The sequence below is a fragment of the Polaribacter sp. SA4-10 genome (assembly GCF_002163835.1).
Taxonomy (GTDB): Bacteria; Bacteroidota; Bacteroidia; order Flavobacteriales; family Flavobacteriaceae; genus Polaribacter.
The window spans coordinates 2,906,289-2,924,902 of sequence record NZ_CP019331.1; the positions used below are offsets into that span (position 1 = coordinate 2,906,289).

The 18,614-nt window shown below is 33.4% G+C and carries 17 protein-coding genes and 1 pseudogene; 15 read left to right on the top strand and 3 right to left on the bottom strand.

The window, feature by feature from the left end; all coding sequences use genetic code 11:
* The first annotated feature begins 64 nt into the window (after nucleotides 1-64).
* The 3 genes from BTO04_RS12705 to BTO04_RS15660 all read left to right on the top strand — a co-directional run bounded on the left by BTO04_RS12705 (nucleotide 65) and on the right by BTO04_RS15660 (nucleotide 1,880).
* The gene (locus BTO04_RS12705) at nucleotides 65-574 is read left to right on the top strand and encodes a DUF4920 domain-containing protein (protein ID WP_087564854.1); all 510 of its coding nucleotides are present in this window, start codon (nucleotides 65-67) and stop codon (nucleotides 572-574) included.
* Between the two features lie 337 nt (nucleotides 575-911).
* Complete coding sequence (gene mnmD / locus BTO04_RS12710) at nucleotides 912-1,574, top strand: tRNA (5-methylaminomethyl-2-thiouridine)(34)-methyltransferase MnmD (protein ID WP_087564855.1); 663 nt, start codon at nucleotides 912-914, stop codon at nucleotides 1,572-1,574.
* A gap of 174 nt (nucleotides 1,575-1,748) precedes the next feature.
* Nucleotides 1,749-1,880: a hypothetical protein gene (locus BTO04_RS15660; RefSeq protein ID WP_302849197.1), complete on the top strand. Its 132-nt coding sequence runs from the start codon at nucleotides 1,749-1,751 to the stop codon at nucleotides 1,878-1,880.
* A gap of 235 nt (nucleotides 1,881-2,115) precedes the next feature.
* Here BTO04_RS15660 and BTO04_RS12715 read toward each other — a convergent pair whose 3' ends face one another.
* Nucleotides 2,116-3,228 (bottom strand): glycosyltransferase, encoded by a 1,113-nt coding sequence (locus tag BTO04_RS12715; RefSeq protein ID WP_087564856.1) that lies wholly within the window; start codon nucleotides 3,226-3,228, stop codon nucleotides 2,116-2,118.
* On the bottom strand, nucleotides 3,225-4,139 hold the full coding sequence (locus tag BTO04_RS12720; protein WP_157662465.1) for a hypothetical protein: 915 nt from the start codon (nucleotides 4,137-4,139) through the stop codon (nucleotides 3,225-3,227). Before BTO04_RS12720 ends, BTO04_RS12715 begins: the two co-directional genes overlap by 4 nt.
* A gap of 110 nt (nucleotides 4,140-4,249) precedes the next feature.
* Here BTO04_RS12720 and ruvC point away from each other — a divergent pair, with 110 nt between their 5' ends.
* The 5 genes from ruvC to BTO04_RS15235 all read left to right on the top strand — a co-directional run bounded on the left by ruvC (nucleotide 4,250) and on the right by BTO04_RS15235 (nucleotide 7,396).
* Nucleotides 4,250-4,804 carry a crossover junction endodeoxyribonuclease RuvC gene (ruvC, locus tag BTO04_RS12725; RefSeq protein WP_087564858.1) on the top strand — a complete coding sequence of 185 codons (555 nt, stop codon included), beginning with the start codon at nucleotides 4,250-4,252 and terminating at the stop codon, nucleotides 4,802-4,804.
* An 82-nt stretch (nucleotides 4,805-4,886) separates the two neighbouring features.
* Nucleotides 4,887-5,252, top strand: coding sequence for a four helix bundle protein (locus BTO04_RS12730; RefSeq protein WP_087564859.1), 366 nt, complete (start codon nucleotides 4,887-4,889; stop codon nucleotides 5,250-5,252).
* Between the two features lie 33 nt (nucleotides 5,253-5,285).
* Nucleotides 5,286-6,419, top strand: coding sequence for a radical SAM family heme chaperone HemW (gene hemW, locus BTO04_RS12735; protein ID WP_087564860.1), 1,134 nt, complete (start codon nucleotides 5,286-5,288; stop codon nucleotides 6,417-6,419).
* 32 nt (nucleotides 6,420-6,451) lie between these two features.
* Nucleotides 6,452-7,201, top strand: coding sequence for a cyclase family protein (locus BTO04_RS12740; protein WP_087564861.1), 750 nt, complete (start codon nucleotides 6,452-6,454; stop codon nucleotides 7,199-7,201).
* Between the two features lie 57 nt (nucleotides 7,202-7,258).
* Complete coding sequence (locus tag BTO04_RS15235; RefSeq protein WP_157662466.1) at nucleotides 7,259-7,396, top strand: hypothetical protein; 138 nt, start codon at nucleotides 7,259-7,261, stop codon at nucleotides 7,394-7,396.
* Between the two features lie 180 nt (nucleotides 7,397-7,576).
* Here the strand turns inward: BTO04_RS15235 and BTO04_RS12745 are convergent, their stop codons facing one another.
* Nucleotides 7,577-8,557: a CorA family divalent cation transporter gene (locus BTO04_RS12745; RefSeq protein WP_087564862.1), complete on the bottom strand. Its 981-nt coding sequence runs from the start codon at nucleotides 8,555-8,557 to the stop codon at nucleotides 7,577-7,579.
* A gap of 86 nt (nucleotides 8,558-8,643) precedes the next feature.
* Between BTO04_RS12745 and BTO04_RS12750 the strand changes: the two genes are divergently transcribed.
* The 7 genes and pseudogenes from BTO04_RS12750 to BTO04_RS12775 form a co-directional block, all read left to right on the top strand.
* Entirely contained in the window at nucleotides 8,644-9,012 is a 369-nt protein-coding gene (locus tag BTO04_RS12750; RefSeq protein WP_087564863.1) for an MmcQ/YjbR family DNA-binding protein, read from the top strand.
* Nucleotides 9,013-9,766: 754 nt separating this feature from the next.
* Nucleotides 9,767-11,431: a T9SS type A sorting domain-containing protein gene (locus tag BTO04_RS12755; RefSeq protein ID WP_087564864.1), complete on the top strand. Its 1,665-nt coding sequence runs from the start codon at nucleotides 9,767-9,769 to the stop codon at nucleotides 11,429-11,431.
* Nucleotides 11,432-11,439: 8 nt separating this feature from the next.
* Nucleotides 11,440-11,598, top strand: coding sequence for a hypothetical protein (locus tag BTO04_RS15380; RefSeq protein ID WP_198342041.1), 159 nt, complete (start codon nucleotides 11,440-11,442; stop codon nucleotides 11,596-11,598).
* 83 nt (nucleotides 11,599-11,681) lie between these two features.
* Nucleotides 11,682-12,521 (top strand): hypothetical protein, encoded by an 840-nt coding sequence (locus tag BTO04_RS12760; RefSeq protein ID WP_087564865.1) that lies wholly within the window; start codon nucleotides 11,682-11,684, stop codon nucleotides 12,519-12,521.
* 25 nt (nucleotides 12,522-12,546) lie between these two features.
* Nucleotides 12,547-16,479, top strand: a complete 3,933-nt coding sequence (locus BTO04_RS12765; RefSeq protein WP_198342063.1) for a cadherin-like beta sandwich domain-containing protein — start codon at nucleotides 12,547-12,549, stop codon at nucleotides 16,477-16,479.
* Between the two features lie 280 nt (nucleotides 16,480-16,759).
* Entirely contained in the window at nucleotides 16,760-17,245 is a 486-nt protein-coding gene (locus BTO04_RS12770; RefSeq protein ID WP_087564867.1) for a T9SS type A sorting domain-containing protein, read from the top strand.
* A gap of 3 nt (nucleotides 17,246-17,248) precedes the next feature.
* Nucleotides 17,249-18,614, top strand: a pseudogene (locus BTO04_RS12775) (collagen-like protein); the annotation flags it as partial.

The following is an 18,614-nucleotide window of genomic DNA, read 5'->3' on the forward strand; positions in this document are numbered from 1 at the left end:
GACATCCATTGGTTTTCTTGTTTAAATTATTACATTTGTTTTTAAGTTGTTAAATATTTAAAATATGAAATTAATTATACGATTTTTTCTTTTAACCCTATTGGTTATTACAGCATGTAAGGAAGAAAAAAAACAAGATACAGCTGTAAAATTAAAGACTACAGAAGTTGCCTTTGCTTCTTTTGGAGATAAAATTACAAGCGAAAAAGCAGTAACATCTGCAGAAATGTTTGAGAAATTTAAAACATTAAAAGCAGGAGATACATTAAATGTAAAATTTGCTTCAACTATTAAAGAAGTTTGTACTAAAAAAGGATGTTGGATGAAACTTCCTTTAGGTGAAGAAACAGAAACAATGGTTCGTTTTAAAGATTACGGATTCTTTATGCCTTTAGATTCTAAAGACAGCGAGGTAATTGTAGAAGGAAAAGCGTATGTTACAGAAACTTCAGTTAATGATTTGCGTCACTATGCAGAAGACGCAGGGAAAACAGCAGAAGAAATTGCTAAAATTACGGAACCTAAAAGAGAATTTGCTTTTGAAGCTCATGGTGTTTTAATGGACAACGAATAACAAAACGCTATTTGCTGTTTTGCTTTTATTCGTTTTTGGATGTGTATCTAAAACAGCAGAAAAAGCAGAAGCTGCAACAAAATATAAGAGGTATTAGCAGTCTGAAAGGGCCGCTTTAATGCTTCAAATGTATGCGAAAAGCGCAGGTAATAAAAGCGGGGTGTTAGACGGTAAAATGCCAGAAGATTTTGCAGATGAATTTATAAGAGGTCTTTAAAGCTTCTAAGGATTCATTGATAATGAAGCACAACAACGTAATCAACCGTTGTGTTGCATGTCATAAAACTATTTGTGTTGGGCCAATTCCTAAGATAAAAAAACTACTAATAAACGAATTTTGAAAAGAGAGATAATGATTACCTTAGATGGTTCTACAACCATCCATTTACCAGATTGGGATGAACAATATCATTCTAAAAATGGTGCTATTCAAGAAGCATATCATGTTTTTATAAAAGCTGGTTTTGAACAATTTCCACAAGAAAATATTTCTATTTTAGAAATTGGTTTTGGAACAGGTTTAAACAGTTTTATCACATTCTTAGAAGCGGAAAAAGCAAATAAAACAATCGATTATGTTGGGGTAGAAGCGTATCCTGTTGAAGATGGAGAAATAGAGAAACTGAATTATATTTCTGAATTAAAAGCAGAAAATAACCAAGAAATTTTCACTAAAATGCATGTTGTTTCTTGGGATGAAAAACAAGCTGTTTCTAATGATTTTTCAATAACAAAACGCAAACAATTCTTTCATGAAATTGAAGATGTTAATCAATTTGATCTCATTTATTTTGATGCATTTGGAGCAAAAAATCAACCTGAATTATGGACAGAAGAAATTTTTTCTAAAATGTTTACCGCAATAAAACAAAACGGAATTTTAGTAACGTATTCAGCCAAAGGAAGCGTAAGAAGAGCAATGCAAGCTGTTGGTTTTATCGTAGAACGTTTGCCTGGACCTCCAGGGAAAAGAGAAATGTTACGAGCAACCAAGAATTAAGTAGCATTCTGTAAGCAGTTTCAGTGTTCAGTTGGCGGTTTACAACCAGTGAGTTAATAAACTGAGGAAAAGTGTCAATGCTTTTATCTAATTATGTGCTTAAACTAGTAACATTTCTTAGTTTTAGTAACTTTTACTAGATTTACATTCTAAATAATAAAAACAATAATAGATATGATATTTAAAAGAAAATTTGGAAGAAAAAAAGAATCAAAACCTACAAAAGGGCTTCTTTTAGTAATTTTATTAGCTGCAGCAGTTATACTTTGGTTTAAGGCAGATGATATCATGAAAGCGTTATTCTAAAAACGAATTGCTAGTTTTTTTAGCAAACACAATACTTCTACATACAACCAAGTTGAGGGATTAAAAACCACTAAGTACCAAGCCATATATAATTTTTTTTAGAAGCTATTTCCCGCTTTGCGCACTCGCTTTTTTGTTCTGCTGAATTTAGTTCAGCATCTCAAAAAGAGCTCAAACAAATGCTTCAATCAGGGCTAAACTTTTTATTAATTTTCAGCAAATTCTTTTATAAATTCTATTTTTTAAAACGTCTCCCTTTCCAGTTGTAGTTAAAAAAGACCGATTTAAAAATTACATAAACACTAAAAAAAGGATACACTAAACTTGCAAGTGCATACCATTTAAAAATTGATTTTTTGTGGTTAAAAAATTGAAGCGTTGGTGCCAATAAAAACAAATCAATTATCATTTTTAAAATAAAAGGAATACATAGGAATGCTACAGATTCAATCACTAAATAATAAATAACTAAGAAGTTTATAAGTAGTAGTAATAAACCAATCAACTTAACTTTTACAGATTTAAAATTACCCGTTTTTGAAGCCCATCTAACGCGTTGATTAATTAAATCTGACCAACTTTTTACAGGAAATGTAGTTACAATAGCTTCTTTAGATTTTAATAACTGAACACTCTTTTTATCTTTTTCTAAGAATTTTTCAAATAGAAAAATATCATCTCCACTTGCAATGGTATTGTTGCCTTCAAACCCATGGTTCAAAATAAATTCTTCTTTTTTATAGCCCAAATTTGCGCCATTACACATAAAAGGAAAATCGATTCCAAAGCCACCAATTGTAGTTCCTTGCATACTCATAAAATCAAGCAATTGAAACTGTTCTAAAAAAGTATTTTCAACCTTGAAGTTTACCGGAGCAACAACCATTTTCGGTTTGTTTTCTTGTATAAAACGATCAAAAGAAGATAACCAATTTTTAGGTAAAACACAGTCTGCATCTGTTGTAAGAATCCAATTATTTTTCGCTAAATGAATTGCAGTGGTAATGGCGTCTTTTTTTGGCGAATTAGAGGTTCTTTTGTTTTTTATAATCCGAATTGTCATTTTTTTGTTAGAAAAAAACGCTTCAATAATTTCAACAGAAGTATCCGAAGAAGCATCATCAACAAATAAAAATTCAACCAATGCTGTTGGATATTTAATTTGGTGTATCGATTTTAATAAAAGCGGTAAATTTTCAGCTTCATTTCTAAAAGGAATAATTACAGAAAATGTTGTTTTTGAATCAAGGTTTTCAATTATAAAATCATCAACTTTATGAAACCCTCTAGCAAGAGAGATAATTAAAATTGCATAGCAAGTAAATATGAAAACTAAAAACCAAATCATTTTGTAAAATTAGGTTTAAAAATTAGTACAAAATAACTTCCTAGAATAGCAGGAATTACAAAATTGTAAATCCACATAATTGTAGTAATTGATAAAATTGCAAGTGCATCAATATTAAAAAAGGTAAAAACCCAAACAGCAACAGTTCCTTTTAAAACAGCATCAAATAAAGACAACATTGGTATTATAGAAGCAATAAAATATACAGAAGTTATGGCAGAAATTGCATCGATATAAGAAATGTTACTATTAAAAATTAGTAATAAAAAGTAAAACTGATGAGAGAAAATCACGAATCGTAAGAATGATAAACCTCCAACTTTTAGGTTTAAAGAAAAAGGAATTTTATGTACATAATTTTGTGCTTTTTTAAAAGAATAGCCTTTGTAGTTAAAATATTTTGCGCCAAAAAAGAAAGCAGAAATTACAATTAAAACTACTATTAAAATTTGAAGAACTCTATGAAAATCAATTTTTACTTTATGCTGAATTATAAAATACGTAAAGCCAATAAGTCCAAAAAATAGTGTGGCCAACATTTGGTAAAAATTACCAACGAAGTTTAAACCAACAATTTGTTTTCTCAAAGGTTTTTCAAAATAAATTGCTTTTGCTCCATATTCTCCAATTCTATTAGGTGTTATTAAAGAAGCTGTTAAGGAAGCTAAACTTTGTATGGCAGCATTCTTTTTATTGGTTTCTAGGCAAAAAGAGGCTAGTACTTTCCATTTTATTATTTCTAGAAACCAGTTAAAAAATGTAAAAAAAGCTAATAAAAGGATGTTTTTTATTGATAAAACCCCTTTTTTGGTTAAATTTTGATAAAAATCATCAATATTGATTTGCTCGTTCTCTACCAACTTTGTGTACATAAAATACCCACATCCAATTACAATAGATAGTTTTATCAACAACCAAAAGAATTGCTTAGTTTTGTATGAAAGCGAGTTGTACATTGATCCGCAAAGTAATAAATAATCATCATTTAGGAGGATGATACATACAAAAACAATCTAAGGTTCTGAAAACAGAAAAAATTATTTTAGGAATTGATCCAGGAACTACAATTATGGGTTTTGGATTGATAAAAGTGGTAGGTAAAAAGATGGAATTTATTCAGATGAATGAATTAATGCTTAAAAAATATGACGATCATTATCTAAAATTAAAACTTATTTTTGAACGTACAATTGAATTGATTGATACTTATCATCCAGATGAAATTGCTATCGAAGCACCTTTTTTTGGAAAGAATGTACAATCTATGCTAAAATTAGGTAGAGCACAAGGAGTTGCTATGGCTGCAGGTTTATCACGTGAAATTCCGATTACAGAGTATTTACCAAAGAAAATAAAAATGGCAATTACAGGAAACGGAAATGCTAGTAAAGAACAAGTTGCTTTGATGTTAAAATCGTTGTTAGATTTAAAAACGTTACCAAAAAACTTAGATGCTACAGATGGTTTAGCGGCTGCAGTTTGTCATTTTTACAATTCAGGAAAAGTTGTTGGAGGAAAAAGTTATACAGGTTGGGCTAGTTTTGTGAAACAAAATGAAAAACGAGTTAAGAAATAATACTTAGTTTTCAGTAGCAGTAGTAAAAGCAAAAGCAGTAGCAGTAATCAGTATTCAGTAAAAAGTAAAAAGAAAAAAGAACATGAGTTTTACAGATTTGTTAGCGTTTAAAAAATCATTTTCTTTAGCAATGAAGGTTTTTGAGGTTTCTAAATCTTTTCCTAAAGAAGAAAAATACTCTTTAACAGACCAAATTAGAAGGTCCTCAAGAAGTGTTTCTGCCAATATTTCTGAAGCTTATAGAAAAAGACAATACCCTAAACATTTTGCGAGTAAGTTGAGTGATTCTGATGCAGAAAATTCTGAAACATTTACTTGGTTATTGTTTGCTTTAAAATGTGAATATTTAGATAAAAATGCATTTGAAAACTTGTCTGCCGAAAATTTAGAAGTAGGAAAGCTAATTAATTATATGATTAATAACCCCAGTAAATTTGGATCGAAGTAACTGCCAACTGAAACTGTAAACTGATAACTAATTTTGTCTGGAATTTATATACACATACCGTTCTGTAAACAAGCATGTTTTTATTGCGATTTTCATTTTTCTACTTCGTTAAATAAGAAAGATGAAATGATTTCTTCACTTGTAAAAGAGATAGAAATAAGAAAAGACGAAAATCAAAATGAAATTGTTGAAACCATCTACTTTGGTGGTGGAACTCCAAGTGTTTTATCTGTTGATGAAATTCAAACCTTAATTGATGCCGTCTATAAGAATCACACAGTAGGTGAAAATCCAGAAATTACGTTAGAGGCAAATCCTGATGATTTATCAGAAGATAAAATTATTGAACTTTCAACATCACCAATAAACAGATTAAGTATTGGTGTGCAATCTTTTTATCAAAAGGATTTAAAATTAATGAATCGTGCACATAATTCTGAAGAAGCAAAAAACTGTCTGTCTATTGCAACGCGCCACTTTAAGAATATTTCTGTTGATTTGATATATGGTATTCCAGGTTTATCAAATGAAGAATGGAAAGAAAATATACAAATAGCGTTGAGTTTTGGAATTCCACATATTTCTAGTTATGCTTTAACTGTTGAACCAAAAACGGCCTTAGCATCACTTATCAAAAAAGGAAAAATTGCTAATGTGGATGATGAATTAGCACAAGAACAATTTCATATTTTAATAGATGAATTAGAACAGCAAAAATTTATACATTATGAACTTTCTAATTTTGGGAAAGAAAATTATTTTAGTAAAAATAATACGGCATATTGGTTAGGTAAAAAATATTTAGGTATTGGTCCGTCTGCACATTCATTTGACGGGAAACAACGTAGTTGGAATGTTAGAAATAACGCAAAATATATTAAAAGTTTACAAGAAGATACGTTGCCAATAGAAAGAGAAGTTTTGAGTAAAACAGATCAATATAACGAATATATTATGACAGGTTTACGAACAATTTGGGGCGTTTCTTTGCAAAAAATCGAACAAGAATTTGGTGAGAAATATATAAAATACCTTCAAAATCAATCAAAAAAATATTTAAATCAAGATTTATTGTATCTTGAAAAAGATATTTTAAAAATAACTAAAAAAGGGAAGTTTTTATCAGACGGAATCTCTTCTGATTTATTTATGCTAGATTCCTTTTAATAATATTTTTTTAAGATTAAAAAACAGCAAACATGAAAGCAGTTATAGAATATAATTCAAGAAAAATAGAAGTAAACATATCTGAACCTATAGATATTTCTATACCAATAGATGTTACTAAAGAGAGTCTAAATGCTTGGTATGTTGAAGATCCAAAGATTTCTCCAGAAGTTGAAGATGGGTTTGAAATAAGTGTTGCAAATGGAGCCGTTGTTAATTTTAATAACATTCATTTTAATCCACATTCTCATATTACCCATACAGAATGTGTTGGTCATATTACAAAAGAAGTACATTCTGTAAACCAGAATTTAAAATATTTTATTTTTCTAGCTGAGGTGGTTACAGTTGTTCCAGAAAATAATGGAGAAGATTTTTTTATATCTGAAAAACAATTAAAAACAGCTTTAAAGAATAAGAAAAGAGATGCAATTGTAATTAGAACGTTACCAAATTTATCTGATAAAAAATCGATGAAATACTCGAATACAAATCCACCTTATTTATTAGAAGAAGCTGCAATTTATTTAAGAGAAAAAGGAATAAAACATTTATTAATTGATTTGCCTTCTGTAGATAAAGAAAAAGATGGAGGAGCACTTTTGTCTCATAATGCTTTTTGGAATACTGCAGGAGAAATAAGAATGCACGCTACAATAACAGAGTTTATTTATGTGCCAAATCACGTAGAAGATGGTGAGTATTTATTAAACTTAATGATTGCTCCTTTTGAGAATGATGCTACGCCCAGTAAGCCTATTTTGTATAAAATTATAAAGTAAATGGACGTTAAAAATCTTCTATAAAAAAGATTTTTTTATGGAAGTAGTATCCTTCTTTTGGTCTTAATTTACAAGGATTCTTTTGCTGATATTGCTGTTGAAGAATTAAAAACAGCAGATGTAAATGAGCTTTCGAAATCCATTGAAATAGATAGAAGGAATGTTCACTATAGAGATGATGGAAAAGGTTTTTGAATAGTTTTAATTCACAGAAGAGCTGCTTCTTTGCGTACTTGGGAAGATTTTAGTAAAGAACTTACAAAAATTATAGCGTTATTAGAATGAACTTGCCTGCTTTTGGAATTACAGGTGTAAATAAAAGTGAAGCGTATTAAATTAAATGCGCGCTCTTTCTTTTTTAGTTGGTTTCTTTATCTAAAACCACTTCTTACGTTTAAAATACCATACAGAAATTATAGTAATAATTACCATAACACCTATTAGGATAAAGTAACTATATTTAAATTTTAATTCGGGAATATTCTCGAAATTCATACCATAAATTCCTGCTAAAAAAGTAAGCGGAATAAAAATTACAGACAAAATTGTTAGTGTTTTCATCACTTCATTTAATCTGTGACCTTGAATACTAAAAATCAAATTTATTTTACTTTCTAACTCTTGTAATTCAAAATCAATATTAGAAATTAAGTTATTAGTTTGCTCTTTTAACTCACTAAAATATTTTGTTTCTAAATCTTTAATTTCTGTTTTTTCTAATTTTATTATTACATCTTTTAAACTGATTGTCGCTTTTTTAAAGTTGAATAATTCTTGCTTTCTATTTTCTACAAGCGAAGTAAATTCTGGCGTTGGTTTTATATGAGAAGCGTTTAATTTAATTGAACTTAATTCAGCATTTTCTTGATACGTATCTTGATAATTGTCAATAATAGACTCAAGAACTAAGAACAACAAATAGTCTGCATTTTTCTTTCTAACAATGCCTTTATTTCCTTCTAAACGCTCACGAATCCAGTTAAAATAATCACCAGATTTTTCTTGAATACTCCATAAGAAATCAGCAGAAACGATAAAAATCATTTGTTCAGAATCAAATTTATGGTTTTCAGTTTTTAAAACACGAATGGTAATAAATAGTAAATTTTCTAATAAGATTACTTTGTTTGGGTGATCTTCATCCATTAATAATTTAATTAAAAAATCATCTAAATTATTATCGTTAATAATCTTCTTAAACGCTTCTTTATATTGAGTTCCATAAGTATTCAACCATTTTATTAAGCCATTTTTTTTTGATAATTCAATTTCTGAAATTGCAGAAAAAGTAGTTTTCTCATAATTTTTGTCAGAATAACTAATAACGGTTGTATTGTCTAAAAAGTCATTTTCCATTTTGAAAATAGTTGTAAATTTGATAGATAAAGATACTTTTAATATTTATAAAAAAAGTTTTTTTTACCAGGCAAAATTAATCGTTTATGCACATAGAACAATTAAGAGATTTCTGCATTGCAAAAAAAGGAGTTACGGAACACTTTCCTTTTGATGAAGATACCTTGGTTTTTAAAGTGATGGGAAAAATGTTTTTGCTTAGCTCATTAAAAAAATGGGAAAGTGGAGAAGGAGCAGTAAATTTAAAATGCAATCCAGAACGTTCTCTAGAGTTAAGAGAAGAATATGAAGGAATTACTGCAGGATTTCATATGAGTAAAAAACATTGGAATACTGTTTTAATTAGTAATTCTAATGTTTCTGATACGCTGTTAATTGAATTAATAAATCATTCTTATGAATTGGTGGCACGTGGATTAACAAAAAAACTAAAAGAAGAATTAAGAAATTTATGAAGATAATTTCTGTTATCCTAAAATTAGGGATTACTAAGGAGTCTTATATTTTATTAGAAAACAAACAGATTTCTACGTCTTACCTCTTCGCATTGACAAAATAAAAAGATGAAAAACGCTCTCTATAAAGCGTTTTTTATCTTGGTAATTAAAATAGCGTTTTTTTAAACTATTAATGGTAACTACAAGTAGATATCGTAAGCTGTTTGTTTATAGGTTAGTGGCACTTTTTTGTTATAGGCAGCTATTTCAAAGTAAAACTCACTTCTCTTTTATCGTAGTTTATAATTTAATTCATGGTATTCACATCATGTAAATGCACACGTGCCTCTCCAATTAGTGGAAAGTTGTTAGCGAGTTCTTTTAATTCATATTTTAAAAATGTTTTCAGTTAACCAAGAACTTTACACGCTACTTTTACAACAACAGAAAACTTAAATTTCAGTATAAATACTGACTTTTTTTAATATTAAAAAAAGGTTCTTTGCATTAGTGCATTAGTGCATTATGTATTAATACATTTTGTAATAGAGAACTTCCCCCACACCTTTAAATAAATGAATCAAACTGAATTTATTTAAAGTTAACTTATAAATATATTTTATACTGGGGCCCATGAATTTCTTTAAAAAAAAACACGCTTGTAGCGTGTGTCTTATTTGCTACTCAATTCGTACATTCACAAAATGCCATAACCTCTTCAGGAGGTGAAGTTATTAGTGCTGGCGGTACAGTAGTTCACACTATTGGTCAAGTGTTTTACGCCAATTTAACAAGTGACAATGGTATTACAATTCATGAAGGGTTACTACAGCCCTATGAAAAAAAAACCTATACTTTTAACACTGCTTGGTCACCAATCGACCCTACTGCTCTTTCCTTTGCAGAAGATGCCATTGTTGTAACTACAGGAGATGTTACCTTTTCTAATAGCAATACTTACTTCGATACTTTAACGATTGACCCTGGGGCTTCTGTAACAGTAGCTGCCGGTGCTATGATATCTGCTAATAGTGCTACCACATTAAATTCAACATCGAGTTCCTTCTCAAGTCTAATTGTTAAGGGCTCCATTAATGGTACGGTAAACTATAACCGCTACACTGCATTAATTGGCTCAGCAGAGGGCGGTACAAACGATTTAATTTCATCGCCAGTTGTAGGTCAAGTTTTTGGAGCTTTTGCCACTGCAAATACAAATTTAGCAGCTTCCGGCAACTTAAGAGCTTTTGCACCTTATAATACAAGTGCTGGAGCTTATCAAAATTATGATACTGCTAACAATGCAGCAACAGTATTAGATTCAGGTATAGGATATAGAGCAGCCACCACAGACGGCAGCACTTTAAAATTTACGGGAACCGTAAGTACAGCTGATGTAAATGTATCCATTTCAGATGACAGTGCAGGAAATGCATGGAACCTTATAGGAAATCCATATCCTTCCTACATTGATTTTAACAGTTTCTTTACTGATAATAAGGGTCAATTTAACACTGACGGTGAATACCAAGCCGTATATGGTTATAATGGTGACGGTACCTCAAATGGTTGGACGGTCTGGAACTCAGCCACCATAGCAGATCCCGCGATTACAGAATTAATAGCACCAGGGCAAGCCTTTTTTGTAAAGGCTAAAACAACAGGAGGTAGTGTTACATTTACAACCGCCATGCAAACCACAGGGAATGCAGATGATTTTATTAATGGAAAGCAAACAAATTTGGAGGTTGCTTTATGTAAGGTTCGTTTAAGCAGTGGAACTAAATCAGCAACTACCGATATTTATTTTATAGAAGGCACCACTAGAGGTTTAGACATCGGTTATGATGCCGCTACGTATTCTCAGAGTTCTTCTGGTTTTTCAATATTCTCTAATCTGGTGGCTGACAATTCAGGCTCAGCAATGGCCATACAAAGTTTAGACTATGCAGATTTTAATGATGTGGTTGTGCCTTTAGGTATACATGCAAAATTAGCAGCGTTAACTATTAGTATAGATGCGCTTGCTACCACTTTACCCGCAGATATAAATGTGTATTTAGAAGATCGAGTAACAAACACTTTTACCTTGTTAACTAACAAAGAGTACACGTTTACACCTTCGGCAGATTTAGAAGGAGCAGGACGCTTCTACCTACATTATACCGCTAAAGCTTTAGACATAGAAAACAATAACTTTAATTATATACAGATTTATACTACTATTTCTCCAAGAGAAATCATGATTAAAGGAAGCTTAAACTCAGATGCTACCGCCGTTTTATATGATGTAAATGGCCGTTTAGTATTAAGCCAGAAACTAAAACAGACAAGTACTACGCATCGCATAGATGCATCAAGACTTAGTGTTGGTTTGTATCTTATAAAGGTATCTAATGATCAGGAAGTGAAGACTCAAAAATTATTTATTCAATAGAAAACAGCATGAAAGAAAACACAGATAACGACCTTATTTCTCGCAAAGAAGCGGTGTTAAAAATAAGTAAATACGCAGCATTAACCGCTTTGGGTACCTTAATAATTTTAAGTCCACAAAAAGCACAAGCAGGTTCACCACCAGAAGCAGGTGGCGATCCTTTTTAATTAAAATTACAAGAAATTTCTAATACAATAACATCGTAAAAACAGCTCCATATATATGGAGTATTCAAAACCTAAGAAAAATCATGAATAAAATAAGATTCACACTTTTAGCAGCCCTATTAATTACAGTAAGTATTTTTGGGCAATCACCAGAACAAATAAGTTATCAAGCCGTTGTGCGTGATGCCGCTAATGCCATTGTTGCCAACCAACTTGTAGGTATGAAAATAAGTGTTTTGCAAACCACGGAAAACGGAACAGCAGTTTATGAAGAAACACAAACACCAACCACCAATGCAAATGGTTTATTAAGTATTTATATAGGTGCAGGGACGACTGATGTAGTAGGAATTTTTTCTGATATTGTTTGGTCTACCGGATCTTACTTTGTAAAAATAGAGATCGACCCAGCTGGAGGTACAAACTACACAATTATAGGGACCACCCAATTAGTAAGTGTGCCGTATGCTTTGTATGCAAAAGCGACTGCTGCTGGAGCATTAACAGGAACTGCCTTAAATGCAACTGTAATAGGTTCCTCTTTAACCTCCGTTGGAACTTTAACCGATTTAACCGTTACAGGGACTTCAGAAACAGGCTTGGTTAAAATTACAGGAGGTTCACCTGCTGTTGGTAAAGTATTAACGTCTGATGCAGATGGTTTAGCAAGCTGGCAAGCAGCTGCAGCAACTGTTAGAGAAGTAGCTGATGAATTTTCATCAACTGCAAATCAAACAGCTTTTACTTTATCACAAGCTCCATCTGCTAATAGCAAGGTAAAAATGTATGTAAACGGAATTAGAATTAGCAACACGTCTTATACATATACCTCGAGTGTAACCTCTTTAACCTATATTCCAGCAAATAATGAGGGGTATGCGTTAACGGCGGGTGACCGCATACAGTTTGATTATTTTTATTAAATAAATGTTTCTAAATAAAAAAAATATGAAGTTTATTTTATTAAAAAAGTCCTTTAAAAGACTTATTTGTGTTGGTATTATTTTCTTTTTGAGTGTCGTTTCTGCGCAAGCGCAAACAGGGCTTGTTGGTTATTGGAATTTTGACGAAGGAACTGGAACAACTGTTACTGATATCAGTGGGAATGGTTTTGACGGCGTCTTTAATGTTGATAATGGTTCGCTAACTTGGGGTACTTCTAGCGCTTTCATGGGAGCAGGAAATGCTTTAAACTTTCAAGGTTCTTACGTACAAGTAACAGATAATGCTCTTTTTAATGACTTGCAAGTCAATATGACAATAGAAGCGTGGTATTACCAAACTGATAATTTAAATAACACTATAATCTCTAGACAGAGCTATAATGACTTTATTTTTCAAGGAAATGGAACTGATGCTAATGTACCTTCTGTAATTAGTTTATATAGTCCTGACAGTGATGGGTGGTCGAAAAGTAGTACTGACCTACCGTTAAATGTATGGGTTCATGTTGCAGTGACCTGGAATGGGGCTACTAAAACCTTAAAAATTTATCAAAATGGTGCATTAACGGATGAGAAAGTTCTCTTAAATAGTAAAGAATTTAAGGGAGGTGATTTACTTATTGGAGCTCAGAATGGAGGAAATTTGATGAATGGTAAATTGGATGAAATAAGGCTGTGGAGAGTGGTGCGGACTACTGCTGAAATTTCAGAAAACTATAATAAAACAATTGCAATTGCAGATGAGGTCTCAATGGTAGGTTTAGATAACTTAGCGAACACAGCAGGAGCTTATACTCAAGTTTTTGAATCTGGCATAATAGAATATACAATTCCCGATGTTAATAATGCAAGATCAAGCATAACGGTCACCCCAACAAAATCAGATACGAATGCAACAATACAAGTACGGGTAAATGCGGGAAGTTATGCTGACGTAGATTCTGGTACTGAATCAGACCCTTTGGCATTAATTGTGGGTGCAAACACGGTAGATGTAAAAGTTACAGCTCCAGACGGTATAACCCTAAGAATTTATACTATAACGGTCACTAGAGAAATTGCTTATCCTTCCTATGTAGTTTCTGGAGCAGGTACGGCCGCAGTTAATGGTGTATACACTTATGTAGGAAAAAATAGTTATGGATTTGGTGTTTGGCAATATGGATTTTACTATTTATCAAGTGATACTTATGACGCTTGGATAGGTGACAGTGCTGAAAATAACTATTCTTATCAATATCAAGCCTCTGCTTACAATGAACCTGATCCACTTAAATGGAGTATGTCGTCTTTTTATGGCTCTAGTCCGAACCCTGTAATTGAATTAGCTGGCTCAAAAGTAACTTACGCTTCTTCTACATTCATCGAGAATAGTGCAAATAATGGTGCTGTTACTGCTACAACTACCATTACACATAACAATTACGAAAGCGCGGCATTTACAGGTACAGATGGTGAAGATTTTGTTACTTCTGGAAAGGCGGTAGTTACCGGAGTTCCATCAGGATTAACAGCGGTAATTGCAAGAGACAATAATCTACAACTTACTTTTTCCTTGACAGGAAATGCAAGTGCCCACACAAATACTAACGACATAAGTAATCTTACTATTATTTTTCAAGATGCTGCTTTTAGTGATAGTGACGCTCCAAATACCACTAATTTTAGTGCAAACCTTAGTATAAATTTTGTTGAGGTATTGAATGTAGGTAGTAGCGAAACCTATACTACGATTCAAAGTGCAGTTAATGCTGCTGGTAATGGAGATGTATTGCTATTAGCTGCAGAAACTTTTACAGAACAGAATATTGCTATTGCAAATAAATCACTTACAATTATTGGTGTGAGCCCTGCAAGTACGATAGTACAAGCACACGCTGTTGCAGGATCGGCAACAGACAGAGTTTTTAATATTACGAATGATACTTATGCTGTAACTAATTTTCATAGCTTCGAAAGATTAACGATTAAACACGGAAATTCCGCCAATAAAGGGGGAGGACTGTACGCCGTGCATACAACGCTAAGGTTAAAAGATTGTGCCATAGAAACGAATACTACCACACATCCTGGTCCAATTATCTATGATTTAGGTGGTGGCGGTGTTCACGCGGAAAAGTCAAATCTTATATCAGAAAATTGTACTTTTTATAACAACCATTATGCTTCTATTGACAATCCCTATGGTTCTGGTGGAGGAGCAATTGCGTTTATACCCGATGTTCAAAATGGTAGTGAAAGCTTTATGGATATTACTAATTGTACTTTTAGTGACAATGTTAGTGATACTTTTGGAGGTGCTATCTTCAATACACCAACGGATACAAAATCCATTAGAATTACCAATTCTACTTTTGCAGGAAATTCTGCTAAACAAGGTGGGGCTCTAAGTGAAATGGGCTGGGGTTATAACTTTCAGCCAACGTATATAACAAATTGTTTATTTTATGGCAATACTGCCTCTTCAGACGGTTCTACACTCCACACACAATATACAACCAGTTGGGAGGTCACTAACTGTTTAATCGAAAGTACTACTGACGGTGGTCAACTAAATGGCGTATATAATGCAGATTGTATTGTAGGAGTTGATCCATTATTAGGTACTTTAACAGATAACGGAGGCTTTACAAAAACGTATAGTATTGGCGCTGGGAGTCCAGCAATAAATAGTGGTACAACAACCAGTCTGCCTTTAGACCAAAGAGGGTTTTCAATTGTGGGTACCAGGGATATAGGAGCATACGAATATGGAGGTACGGTTCCTAGTACAACTTCAAATAACGCAGATTTAAGTGCTTTAACAACCACAGCAGGTGCAATTACTCCAGTTTTTGCATCAGAAACTACAAGCTATACAGCAAGTGTAAGCAATGCAACAACCAGTATTACGGTAACACCAACGCAATCAGATGCGAATGCAACCATTTCTGTAAACGGAACAACAGTAGTTTCTGGTGCTGTATCGGGTGATTTAGCCTTAGTTGTGGGCTCAAATACAATTACAACTGTAGTAACAGCACAAGATGCTTCTACAAAAACGTATACGCTCACGGTAACAAGAGAAAAACTAGACACAACCATTACTAATTTTAATGATGTTACAAAATTTTATTTTGATGGCTCTTATACTATAACGGCGCCAACTAGTGATAGTCCGGTTGAATTCATTTATACGAGTGGCAATACTGCAGTCGCTACAATTGATGGCACAACGGTAACTATTATAGGTGCAGGTAATAGTACAATTACTGCCACCCAAGCGGGGAATGTAAATTATAATAGCGGGAGTATAACGTCTGTCTTAACAATTACTGCTGTATCAGTTTTATCAAAAAACGGAGAGATTTCTACTACGAACCCTAATTATGTTAATAAAAATGGAGGAATTGGAAAAGACATTGCTTTAAGCCGAAATGGAGCGATACTGGCAGTAAAAACACCAGCTTTTATAGGAGAGATAAGAGATGGTGGTGTTGTATTTTGGTTAGATCCATCAGATAATACTCATGGCTTAGTATGTGCTTTCGAAGATTATGAAAGTATTGTTGTCTGGGGGTGTAGTGATACAGATTTACAAAACGTTATAAATGTTCCTGCTTCAAGTGATCCATTAGGTTTAGGTGCAGAAATAGGAGATGGTGAGAGTAATACTAGTAATATATTAATAGATTGCCCTACGGCACCTGCAGCCTTAGCAGCACGTTCACTAGGTGCTGATTGGTTTTTACCAAGTATAAATGCGATAAAAGAAATGTATGTAAATAGAGAGATTTTAGAGGATGTCATTGGGTTTACTACTTTTGGAAATAAGACCTACTGGTCTTCTACGGAGGTCAAAACTGGTGAAGCGTGGTTCCTCAATTTCTTCAGTGGTATTAAGTACAACATCGGTAAGACCAATGCGACCCATATTCGTGCAGTTCGAGCTTTTTAATTATTTAATTAGTACCGCGTAAGTATTTGGCAAAAAAAAACCACGATAACTTTGTAAAAGTTGTCGTGGTTTTTTTAGGAGCTAAAGTAGCTATTTCTAACATAAGTTCTTAAAGAGTAAAAGCTACGTTTTCTTATGGTATCAAGTTATTTTAATGACCTCTTTGCTAACTATTTTTTGAAGATACTCCATTGGTTATTTTGCCTTTTTTCACAAAACTGTTTTTTATTAACATTAATATATATTAACTATATTTGGCATTGATTTTTATCCCCCACGAATGAATTTCTTAAAAAAAAGTTTCCTCGTAGTATTTGTATTAGTTGCTACTCAATTAGTATACTCACAAGAAGCAATTACGGCCTCAGGAGGTGAAGCCACGGGGTCTGGAGGCTCAGGTAGCTATTCCGTGGGCCAAGTATTTTATACAACCAACACAACTAACACTGGTTCTGTATCGCAAGGCGTACAGCAAGTGTTTGATTTTCAGTCATTCAGCATCCCAGGACTTACAGGCGTAAACTTAACAATAATCGTCTATCCAAATCCTACGAAAGATTTTGTTATACTTAAAATTACAGATAGTACTTTCAATGATTTACGATATACACTTTTTGATTTAAATGGTAAATCTATTGCAAACGATGTGATTACCGCATCTAGTACACAAATACAGTTGAAACATTTATCTATAGGAACTTATCTGCTAAAAGTAAGTCAACAAAATGAATCCTTTAAAGGCTTTAAAATTATTAAACGTCAATAAAGTATGAAAAGAAATTACACACTATTGCTTTTTTTATTGGCAGCGGTTAGCATTTTAGCACAAACGCCAGAAAAGATGAGTTACCAGATCGTTTTACGAGACGCATCTAATAAAGTTTTATCGAATCAACAAGTAGGTATTCAGGTTAGTATCTTGCAGGCAAACATCGTAGGCACGGCTGTGTATACAGAAAGGCAAACTGCTACCACGAATTTTAATGGTTTGGTAAGTATAGCGATTGGTTCTGGAACAAGTTCATCTAATTTTAGTGATATCGACTGGAGTGCAGGTCCTTATTTTATACAGACAGAAACCGATCCAACCGGAGGTAGTAGTTATACCATAACAGGTACTAGTCAGTTAATGAGTGTGCCTTATGCATTCTATGCAAAGAGTTCGGGAAGTTCTAATCCTGGTCCACAAGGAATCCAAGGTGATGCAGGAGCCCAAGGAATCGCGGGAATTGATGGAATGCAGGGAGATGTCGGAGCAAAAGGTGCGCAAGGAATTGCAGGAATAGATGGAGTTAAAGGAGATACTGGAGCAGAAGGAGCCCAAGGAATTGCAGGAGTTGATGGAATCCAAGGAGATGTTGGAGCAATAGGAGTAGAAGGAATCGCTGGAGTTGACGGGATTCAAGGAGCTGTTGGAGCAAAAGGTGCGCAAGGAATTGCAGGAATAGATGGAGTTAAAGGAGATACTGGAGCAGAAGGAGCCCAAGGAATTGCAGGAGTTGATGGAATCCAGGGAGATGTTGGAGCAATAGGAGCACAAGGAATCGCAGGAATAGATGGAATACAAGGAGCTGCTGGAGCAATAGGAGCGCAAGGAATCGCGGGAATTGATGGAATACAAGGAGATGTTGGAGCAATAGGAGCCCAAGGAATTGCAGGAATAGATGGAATACAGGGAGATGTCGGAGCAACAGGAGTAGAAGGAATCGCTGGAGTTGACGGGATTCAAGGAGCTGTTGGAGCAATAGGTGCGCAAGGAATTGCAGGAATAGATGGAGTTAAAGGAGATACTGGAGCAGAAGGAATCGCGGGAATTGATGGTGTCCAAGGAGCTGTTGGATCAATAGGAGCACAAGGAATTGCAGGAGTTGATGGAATCCAAGGAGCTGTTGGAGCAATAGGTGCGCAAGGAATTGCAGGAATAGATGGAGTTAAAGGAGATACTGGAGCAGAAGGAATCGCGGGAATTGATGGAGCCCAAGGAGCTGTTGGAGCAATAGGAGCACAAGGAATTGCAGGAGTTGATGGAATCCAAGGAGCTGTTGGATCAATAGGAGCACAAGGAATTGCAGGAGTTGATGGAATACAGGGAGATGTCGGAGCAATAGGAGCACAGGAATCGCAGGAATTGATGG

Excerpts from the sequence above, each read along its gene's own strand:
- BTO04_RS12715 (WP_087564856.1), bottom strand. The coding sequence starts at position 3,228 with ATGATTTGGTTTTTAGTTTTCATATTTACTTGCTATGCAATTTTAATT.
- BTO04_RS12750 (WP_087564863.1), top strand. The coding sequence starts at position 8,644 with ATGCACATAGAACAATTAAGAGATTTCTGCATTGCAAAAAAAGGAGTT.
- BTO04_RS15380 (WP_198342041.1), top strand. The coding sequence starts at position 11,440 with ATGAAAGAAAACACAGATAACGACCTTATTTCTCGCAAAGAAGCGGTG.
- BTO04_RS12730 (WP_087564859.1), top strand. The coding sequence starts at position 4,887 with ATGAGTTTTACAGATTTGTTAGCGTTTAAAAAATCATTTTCTTTAGCA.
- BTO04_RS12765 (WP_198342063.1), top strand. The coding sequence starts at position 12,547 with ATGAAGTTTATTTTATTAAAAAAGTCCTTTAAAAGACTTATTTGTGTT.
- BTO04_RS12770 (WP_087564867.1), top strand. The coding sequence starts at position 16,760 with ATGAATTTCTTAAAAAAAAGTTTCCTCGTAGTATTTGTATTAGTTGCT.
- BTO04_RS12740 (WP_087564861.1), top strand. The coding sequence starts at position 6,452 with ATGAAAGCAGTTATAGAATATAATTCAAGAAAAATAGAAGTAAACATA.
- BTO04_RS12745 (WP_087564862.1), bottom strand. The coding sequence starts at position 8,557 with ATGGAAAATGACTTTTTAGACAATACAACCGTTATTAGTTATTCTGAC.
- BTO04_RS12705 (WP_087564854.1), top strand. The coding sequence starts at position 65 with ATGAAATTAATTATACGATTTTTTCTTTTAACCCTATTGGTTATTACA.
- BTO04_RS12760 (WP_087564865.1), top strand. The coding sequence starts at position 11,682 with ATGAATAAAATAAGATTCACACTTTTAGCAGCCCTATTAATTACAGTA.
- BTO04_RS15660 (WP_302849197.1), top strand. The coding sequence starts at position 1,749 with ATGATATTTAAAAGAAAATTTGGAAGAAAAAAAGAATCAAAACCTACA.